This is a genomic window from Acinetobacter sp. UBA3132 (genome assembly GCF_002364825.1).
Lineage (GTDB): Bacteria > Pseudomonadota > Gammaproteobacteria > Pseudomonadales > Moraxellaceae > Acinetobacter > Acinetobacter schindleri.
In genome coordinates this window covers 1-7,990 of sequence record NZ_DEZM01000071.1, presented here as the reverse complement: position 1 = coordinate 7,990, position 7,990 = coordinate 1, and the positions used below count along the sequence as shown (strand labels likewise).

The window sequence follows — 7,990 nt, the reverse complement described above, 5'->3', positions numbered from 1 at the left end:
TATTAAATCCGGGCTTTTTACATTCAATAGAATGAATTATTTAAATGCATCTTCTAGTGCCCACAGTACTCTAGACTTGGTTACAAAGAAGCGGCTAAACAGGCTGGAGAGTGATCCAACAATAGTAATGTGTCCGAGCTTTGGAATACTGATCACATGACTATGGTTACCATGTTGCTTTAATACCCGATCCAGATCATGACTATTGAAATGTCCCACGATATCGTCTTTTTCAGCAATAAACAGATAATGCTTCAAAGGCTGAGGTTGTACAAAGTACAGTGGCATCACCTGCTGATAAGGCACCGCCTGATCAAAGGCATTAGCACAGATCGGATCATCCTTATAGTCAAAATGATAAGGCCCCGCTAAACCAATGATAGCGCGGATATTCGCCAGCCGCTCTGCTTTATGCGGCTGCGGATAGTACACCGCTGACATCACATTAAACGCACCGGCAGAATGTCCCATCAATACAATATTCTCTGATGAAATCTGCAGCTTTGCTGCCGCAGTGTGCAGATGATCCAAAAGCAGATGCAAGTCATCCACAGATTGCGGGAAGATATGTTCTGGCGCCAGATGGTAATTTGGAACCACCACGTCATAGCCTTCACGGGCAAAAGCCTCACCAATAAACTGATATTCTTTCTTATCCCCATGCAGCCAGGCACCGCCATGGACAAAGACAATCAAGGGGCGATGTGCCAAAGGCTGTGCACTACGATACAGATCAAAACGCTGCCGCGCTTTAAGGCCATAGGCCAAATGCCGTTCAGCGCTATAACCTGCTTTGGGAGTAAAACGGTTCAGCGCATAGCTACCGAGATCATATAAGCGAAAATCCCGGTAGATTTGTCTTGCAACGTTCAGATGACTCGACAGCCTGGCTTTAAAAGAGTGCACCTTATTGTGCATAAGTTGGTTCAACTGTATCAGGATCAATCGCAACTGGAGTTTGCATCAAGGCACTTGATGAAGCTGTAGTCGCAAAGTTTTGGCTGGTTGAATTGCTGAGCGTTTCTACATTATCAATCAGGGTCACAATTTTAGTGACATTACCGACTTGCGCCAGCACCTGATTGAGATCAGCAATTTCAGCATTGTTTAGACGGCCCATCACATATAACACGCCATCTTCGGTATGCACATGTACCTTACTGTCTGCAACTACAGGCGCTTTCATGATCAGGCCACGGGTATTTGCCGTTGCTGCGGTATCCTGCATGATGGTGCCATAACTGATCTGGTTACCGATAGTAATAAAGTTATGTACGGCTTTCACATCACTCATGGCTTTGACATTGTCTTCAGCCAGTTGTTTCAGATGCGCATCTGGCACCTGACCAGTCAATAATACATGACCATGAAAACTCTCAATATTGACTCGCGACTGTTTGAATCGTGAATCAAGTTTATAAAGATTAATTTTTGCAGTACGCACAATTGAAGAATCGATAAAAACCTGTCCAAGGGTACGCGCCCCTTGATCCGTACCGACAGGAGCCGTGCCTGTACCACCTGAAATAAAGCTGGCACAGCCCGATAAACTTGCGACACATAACATTGTTATTACAATACGTTTAACCACTCAGCAAGACTCCTTATTGTTTAATACGTCTTTGTTCAATTTAATAAATTCTGTCGCGCAATCTTGATCAACTTTTATTTTCCTTGAACATTACCATAATCTCTGTACAGAAAATCGCACAAAGAAAAGCCTGTGTTGTTCAAAGATTAATAAACTCTTGATCAAAAGTAAAAGCATTTTCAATCCATTGCGAATCATAAAGGTAATTGCAAAAATCATGCTGTATGGTTTTTGCAAAATGTTGATTAAAATCAAAACAAATCACATCAAAACGACAGAAAAAATGCTGAAATTCTTCATGATTTTGCAGGAAATGAAGAGCAGTTTTCATCATTTTCCGCTGCTTGCTAAGGGAAATTGACTCGAGTGCATTGGCATAATCTGTACTTGCCCGTGCTTTTACTTCCACAAAAACCAGCTCTTGATCATGTTGCACGATTAAATCAATTTCACCATAACGGCTGTGATAATTGGCTTGGACCAACTGAAAGCCATGATGCTGCAACAAGGCAAGCGCTTGCTGTTCTGCCCATTTTCCCAATTGCTGACTGATACGCATAATAGTTAAATCAGCTTGACGCCCTTGCTGGTATATTCAAAGCAGGCGGGCATACGTCGCAGTCCCTCAGCATTGACCTGAATATGTCCGGTACGACCCTGGAATTGTAGCTGTTCGACTTTATAGTCACTTAAATACAGCTGACTGATCTGCCAGGCATCTCCACCAAAGGCGATTAACCGCTGATAGGACATCTGCACCGGCGCCTGCTGATAGGCATTCAATACATCTGGCCAGGCATGAGTATACAGTGCAGGTACGTCACAAAATTTAATACCTTTAGGCAAAGTTATATGCTGGTCAATCGCATTGGATACGGTATAAAGCCGTTTCTTCGGCAGGTTTCGCATTGCGGCCAACCACTCCGGATTGCCCATGAGTAATAAACCCTGTTTAGAGGACAAAGATTTTGGTGCAATATCGATAATATCCACTTGCAGATCCCCTACACTGAGCAAAGACATCAACATCAGTTCATGCTCGGTCTCACTTCCGGGCTGACGTAGTACCTGTAAATACTGAATTCGATCCTTCGTCAGTACCTTCTGTAAAGCAATTGCATCTTCACGTTTAGACAGACTGAACTGCCAAAGCTGAGGTGAACTGCTCATGCTGTCATTCAGACTCAGGGTTTTGACTTTGGGCTGGGCCTGAACCAGTGCTTCAATATCCTGACGTGCCAGTGGCCCCACGATGAGCTGCGTCTTTTTATTGACATACTGTTTCAGTAGTTGTGACATTTTCTTCTGATCAGAATTCACCCATTTAATCGGCACTTTTTGCCCGGATGCCATATAGGCACTCATGAATCCCTGTTTGATATTCGATGCAGCTCGCGCCAAAGGACCAGATTCGGGTAGAATGACCAGAATTTCCGCTTGCACGCTGCCGATGCAGCCCAATAAGCTCAAACCCAATATTTTTTTAATATTCTTCCGTTTTTTATAATTCTGTTTATTCCACATGGAGAAACCTATGAGTGCTCAGTTATTTGTTGTTGCGACTCCAATCGGGCACTTAGATGATATTAGTTATCGTGCAATTGAGGTGTTGAAGTCGGTGAGTCTTATTGCTGCTGAGGATACACGAACTTCTATGCAATTGCTCAAGCATTTTAATATTTCCACTCCACTGACAGCCTGCCACGACCATAATGAAAGCAACAAGATAGATCAGCTTATTCAACGTTTGCTCAATGGCGAAAACATGGCACTGATCAGTGATGCGGGTACACCATTGATTAGTGATCCAGGCTTTAAATTCGTGCGTGCTGCACAGGAACACAATATTCGTGTGATACCTGTACCGGGTGCCTGTGCTGCAATTGCTGCATTAAGCGCAGTAGGTTTACCGAGTGACCGTTTCAGCTTTGAAGGCTTCCTGCCATCAAAACAAAGCCAGCGTCTGCTCAATTTGGAAAAACTCAAAGATGAAACCCAGACCATGATTTTCTATGAGGCACCGCACCGGATTCTGGAATGTGTGAAAGATATGGCGAATGTGTTTGGTGCTGATCGTCCGGTTGGCTTTGCCCGTGAAATTACCAAAACGTTTGAAACTATCCGAAAGATGACCTTGGGTGAATTGATTGAGTTTATTGCCAAGGACGCCAACCAGCAAAAAGGTGAAATCGTACTGGTAGTGGGTGGAGCGACTGTCGAAAAAGATATGGATCAGGAAAAACTCGACAAACTGTTACTCCGTTTATTACAAGATCTTTCCGTGAAAGCCGCTTCCCAGCTGGCAGCCGACCTAACCGGTATCAAAAAGAAAGTGGCTTACCAACGTGCACTTGAGTTGACGGGTGCCAATGACTAAATAGCTTTTTCCAAAGAAAGATAGGCAGAAAAAAACACCACTGTAATCTGTGGTGTTTTTTTATATTCAGGAGGTAGACGACTTATTCGCGTACTGAATCGTCTGCCGGCACTTCAGTAATTCGACCACCGCGAGCCAGGAACGCGGCCACCTCATCTTCAAGTGCCTGACGCTTTTTTAGCTTCGCTGTCACAGTCAATGTTTCAGCTTCCAGAACGTCTGTATCACTAACAACTTCATCACCTTCAGCAGCGCCTTTCTCTGCTGCTTTCGCTTCATCATCATCAACGACAGCATCTTCTGCTTCATCATATTCATTCATATCTGTCATATTCATGTCCCCCACAAATGACCATCACATGTGCATTTAAACTAGGTTGTAAATTACCTGAAATTTAGCAATCTCTTTGTGTTTCGCCTAGTGCCAAATATTAAAAAATCGTATCTTTTTTAAACAAATTCGTTTCTTTTTACATATGATTGTTTAAAAAATAACAATTTCAGGTCAGACGGCGTAGCGGGTATCTTTGAGCAGTCCCAAGCCATTGGCCTGCGCCATAAAAGCATCTTTTAATACAGGCAGCTGTTCAACCTGTTTCAGGCCCAAATTACGCGCCCAAACCACAGGGAAAAGTTGAGTGGTTTCTATCCAGCCAATCGCAGACATGCTGTGCATCATGGCATCATTTTGCCCCTTACGCAGATGTTCATAGCGCTGTAAGGTTTGCTCATGTGCCCAGACGCCACGCGTTTTATCATGCAGTAACACATCACATAACACTGCCGCATCTAAGCAGCCAATATTGACACCTTGTCCCGCGAGTGGATGAATCACATGGGCAGCATCACCGATCAGGGCCAGTCCATCTTGCACATATTGCTGAGCCGCACGTGCTTTAAGCGGGAAAGTTGCTCGTGGGCTTGCTTCGAGCACTTCACCAAGCATGTGATGACTTTCTCGGGTCAGTAATTGGATAAATTCCTGATCTGACAAGGCTGCATATTCTTCGGCATAATCTTCTGGCAAAGTCCAGACAATCGATTGCCAATGTCCCTGCTCTTCCAGATTAAGGCTGGCCATCGGTAAGTAAGCCAATGGACCAGTTTCCAGGAAAATCTGGCGTGCAACATGCTGATGGGGTTGTGCGGTCTTAATGACACAGCTGATACCGGCCTGTTTATAGTCCAGGACATCAATGTCAATAAAGGCCTGTTCACGGACAAAGGAATTGGCACCATCTGCACCGATCAGCAATCTGGTTTTGAGCTGGGTACCATCGGCAAGGTGTACAATCCAGACTCCTACCCCGCGTTCTACCCGGCTAACTTTGACCTGTGTGCGGTAATCTTTCAGTTCTTGCAGCATTTTTTGCTGAATGGCCAGGTTCAGAATACTTGGCTCAACCATAGAACCAAGCGCCTGCTCGACTTTTGGTGTTTTCTTGGAAGGCTGACCAAAATTGATTTCACCATAACCATTTTTATTCCAGACCTGCATACCTGTATATGGCTGCTGACGTGCAAGTTTTTCCCAAACCCCTACTGTTTTTAGCAAATGAATAGTGGCCTGGCTGAGTGCCAATACGCGTGGATTGGCAACACTTAGTGTCTTTTCAGTATCTAAAATCGGTGCAGCATCCAGCACGGTGGTCTGTACGCCATCTTGAGCAAGTAATAATGCCGTTAAGCCACCAACCAGCCCGCCACCTACAATGACAGCATCTAATACCTGAGTTTGTTCTGTCATGCTTTGAGTCCCATTGCATAGTTGGCTACAAGTGGCTTGATGCCTGGAATATTTTCAAAAGCCACCAAGCCGGTATTACGGATCAGTTTCAGGAATGGATTCTGGTTGCTAAAACCACGTACGACTGAATCACAGAACTTAATCACACGTTGCTGATCTTTCAAGCGTGATTTTTCATAATCTTGCAGCATTTGAGCATCGCCCAGATCAGCCGCCTGTTCCAGCTGTTCTGCCAGATAACGGTTCAGTACATAAGCGTCACGCATACACAAGTTAAAGCCCTGGCCTGCAACTGGATGAATCGTATGCGCTGCATTCCCCATTAACACCACACGACCAACTGCCTGCTTTTCTGCCAGGACTTGCGATAATGGGAAACTGAAACGCTTACCAGTTTTCTGGAATTTTCCGGCACGATCACCATAAGTCTGTTGTAAAGCGTGCAGGAAGTGCTGATCATTTTCATCACCCAGCCATTCATGCTCGGTACCTTTAGGAACTGGCCATACCACGGAACGACGGTATTCGCCTGGAAGAGGTAGCAAAGCCAAAGGTCCTAAAGGACTAAAACGTTCAAAACCGACATGTTGATGCGGTTTTGATGTTTGTACGGTTGTGACAATCGCAACTTGATCATAGTCGTGTACCGATGCGCCAATACCCAGTGCCTTACGACAGAAAGAATCGCGACCATCCGCAGCAATTACCAGTTTGGATTGCAGTTTTAAAGCAGTCTCGCCACGCTGTGCTTCAATATAAGCAAAGTCTTTATCCTGGATGAGAGAAGTCACCTGCACGCCATCGATCAGTTCAATGAGTGGCTCTTTTTTGACTTGTGTCAGCAATACGCGACCGAGCCAGGCATTTTCAATCACCTGACCAAAGCTTTCGACTTTTTCCTGTTCAGCGATCAGACGTGCCTTACCAAAGCTGCCCTGTTCGGTAATATTCACTTCCAGAATCGGCGTGGCATGTTCCTGTAAAGCATCCCACAGACCCAGCTCCTGATAAATCTGTACACTACGACGTGATAAAGCGCTGTTACGGGCATCGAAACTGGAGTGATAGGGAGCAAGATTGATATCATCATAATCTGGGTATTGGATTGCTTCTAACAGTTTGACCGCAATCCCGGTTTTCGCCAGCATCAGTGCGAGGCTTAAACCCACCATCCCACCACCGACAATGATGACTTCTTGTTGCATGCTTTGATCCTTATCTGGGTATCTATAAAATCTAGATACGTCTAATCATGTTGGATTTAATCTTACCTCAAAGATTTTTATTTTTATAATAAATTAGTCGTTTAGCTGTAATTGATATTGCTTTGTTAATCGCTTAAATCTTTAGAGAAATAAAATTTGGCACAGATCTGTGTTTTTTTATAAATAAACCTTAACTAGTCCATCCAAGAATAAAGCTTAAAGAGAAAAACAATGCAAATAAAGAAATGCTTTATCTTAGCCGGCTGCCTTGTCTCACTTACAGACTGTTCATCAAAAGAACAAGCTCATCTCCCTGAGGAAGGAGAAGTTGTCACTTGGAATAGAATCCTGAATTGATTGTAAAAACACAGCTTGTTCCACATCGAGAGCATTATTTAGGACCGTTTCCAATTGATGACATCCCTGAAAATATCAACCGATTATACAGGAAGAAGCCAATCAATTGCCGATATCAGACTCTAATCGTCAATTAGAATTTTACTTGATATTGCATAGAACAAATGTTCAAGCGACAGATAGTTATCTGCTAGAGCATAAAGATCAAATTAGAGTAAAAATAGAAAGATTATCTTAGGATTTCAGAAAAAGTTATTTTAATACTGAAAAAGTATTTATTAGCAATTTAGCTTTAAAATATGTCAAGCTTCATTCAAAGTTTAAAAAATATGGTCTTGATTATTATATTAGAATTTTCTCTGATTGTTTTTTTATTTTTCTTCGGACCTAAAAAAATGGCAGAGTTTTCTTATATAAAAAGAGAAAGTGACAAATTAATTCATGTAATTCAAAAAAATATTTGTAAATATAATAAACAGAGAAAATATAACTTAAGCGGAAAATTTATTTAAATAATTTGGATATATAGTAAGAAATTCATGAAGGATTATGGCAATTATTATAAATGTGGAATATCACACCTCTAATCTACAATAATTAAGATTAAATATGAAAATTAATTTAACTCTATTAACTTGAAAGCATTTAATATAAATTAGTTGATTATCATTTATAATATAAAAAAGCCTGACACAGAAATGTCAGACTTTTTT

The 7,990-nt window shown here is 42.6% G+C and carries 8 protein-coding genes; 1 reads left to right on the top strand and 7 read right to left on the bottom strand.

The features are described 5' to 3' along the window. Window positions 1–36: 36 nt before the first annotated feature. The 4 genes from B4033_RS03220 to B4033_RS03205 all read right to left on the bottom strand — a co-directional run bounded on the left by B4033_RS03220 (window position 37) and on the right by B4033_RS03205 (window position 3,115). A complete protein-coding gene (locus tag B4033_RS03220; RefSeq protein WP_108675899.1) occupies window positions 37–918 on the bottom strand; it encodes an alpha/beta hydrolase in 882 nt (293 codons plus the stop codon). Continuing rightward, a complete protein-coding gene (locus tag B4033_RS03215; protein ID WP_108675898.1) occupies window positions 908–1,591 on the bottom strand; it encodes a BON domain-containing protein in 684 nt (227 codons plus the stop codon). Before B4033_RS03215 ends, B4033_RS03220 begins: the two co-directional genes overlap by 11 nt. A gap of 139 nt (window positions 1,592–1,730) precedes the next feature. Beyond that, the gene (locus B4033_RS03210) at window positions 1,731–2,150 is read right to left on the bottom strand and encodes a YraN family protein (RefSeq protein WP_076753258.1); all 420 of its coding nucleotides are present in this window, start codon (window positions 2,148–2,150) and stop codon (window positions 1,731–1,733) included. Window positions 2,151–2,155: 5 nt separating this feature from the next. Then, window positions 2,156–3,115 carry a penicillin-binding protein activator gene (locus B4033_RS03205; RefSeq protein WP_286832060.1) on the bottom strand — a complete coding sequence of 320 codons (960 nt, stop codon included), beginning with the start codon at window positions 3,113–3,115 and terminating at the stop codon, window positions 2,156–2,158. 10 nt (window positions 3,116–3,125) lie between these two features. Here B4033_RS03205 and rsmI point away from each other — a divergent pair, with 10 nt between their 5' ends. After that, window positions 3,126–3,968: a 16S rRNA (cytidine(1402)-2'-O)-methyltransferase gene (gene rsmI, locus B4033_RS03200; protein ID WP_004810701.1), complete on the top strand. Its 843-nt coding sequence runs from the start codon at window positions 3,126–3,128 to the stop codon at window positions 3,966–3,968. A gap of 82 nt (window positions 3,969–4,050) precedes the next feature. Here rsmI and B4033_RS03195 read toward each other — a convergent pair whose 3' ends face one another. From B4033_RS03195 to ubiH, 3 genes are all read right to left on the bottom strand, one after another. Continuing rightward, window positions 4,051–4,299, bottom strand: coding sequence for a hypothetical protein (locus B4033_RS03195; RefSeq protein ID WP_004810703.1), 249 nt, complete (start codon window positions 4,297–4,299; stop codon window positions 4,051–4,053). A gap of 174 nt (window positions 4,300–4,473) precedes the next feature. Then, a complete protein-coding gene (locus B4033_RS03190; RefSeq protein ID WP_286832057.1) occupies window positions 4,474–5,715 on the bottom strand; it encodes an FAD-dependent monooxygenase in 1,242 nt (413 codons plus the stop codon). Then, window positions 5,712–6,920 carry a 2-octaprenyl-6-methoxyphenyl hydroxylase gene (ubiH, locus tag B4033_RS03185; RefSeq protein WP_108675895.1) on the bottom strand — a complete coding sequence of 403 codons (1,209 nt, stop codon included), beginning with the start codon at window positions 6,918–6,920 and terminating at the stop codon, window positions 5,712–5,714. Before ubiH ends, B4033_RS03190 begins: the two co-directional genes overlap by 4 nt. Between the last annotated feature and the right edge of the window lie 1,070 nt (window positions 6,921–7,990).

What these genes read in the sequence shown, in the direction of transcription:
- B4033_RS03220 (WP_108675899.1), bottom strand. Translation starts at nt 918, where the DNA reads ATGCACAATAAGGTGCACTCTTTTAAAGCCAGGCTGTCGAGTCATCTG.
- B4033_RS03210 (WP_076753258.1), bottom strand. Translation starts at nt 2,150, where the DNA reads ATGCGTATCAGTCAGCAATTGGGAAAATGGGCAGAACAGCAAGCGCTT.
- B4033_RS03205 (WP_286832060.1), bottom strand. Translation starts at nt 3,115, where the DNA reads ATGTGGAATAAACAGAATTATAAAAAACGGAAGAATATTAAAAAAATA.
- rsmI (WP_004810701.1), top strand. Translation starts at nt 3,126, where the DNA reads ATGAGTGCTCAGTTATTTGTTGTTGCGACTCCAATCGGGCACTTAGAT.
- B4033_RS03195 (WP_004810703.1), bottom strand. Translation starts at nt 4,299, where the DNA reads ATGACAGATATGAATGAATATGATGAAGCAGAAGATGCTGTCGTTGAT.
- B4033_RS03190 (WP_286832057.1), bottom strand. Translation starts at nt 5,715, where the DNA reads ATGACAGAACAAACTCAGGTATTAGATGCTGTCATTGTAGGTGGCGGG.
- ubiH (WP_108675895.1), bottom strand. Translation starts at nt 6,920, where the DNA reads ATGCAACAAGAAGTCATCATTGTCGGTGGTGGGATGGTGGGTTTAAGC.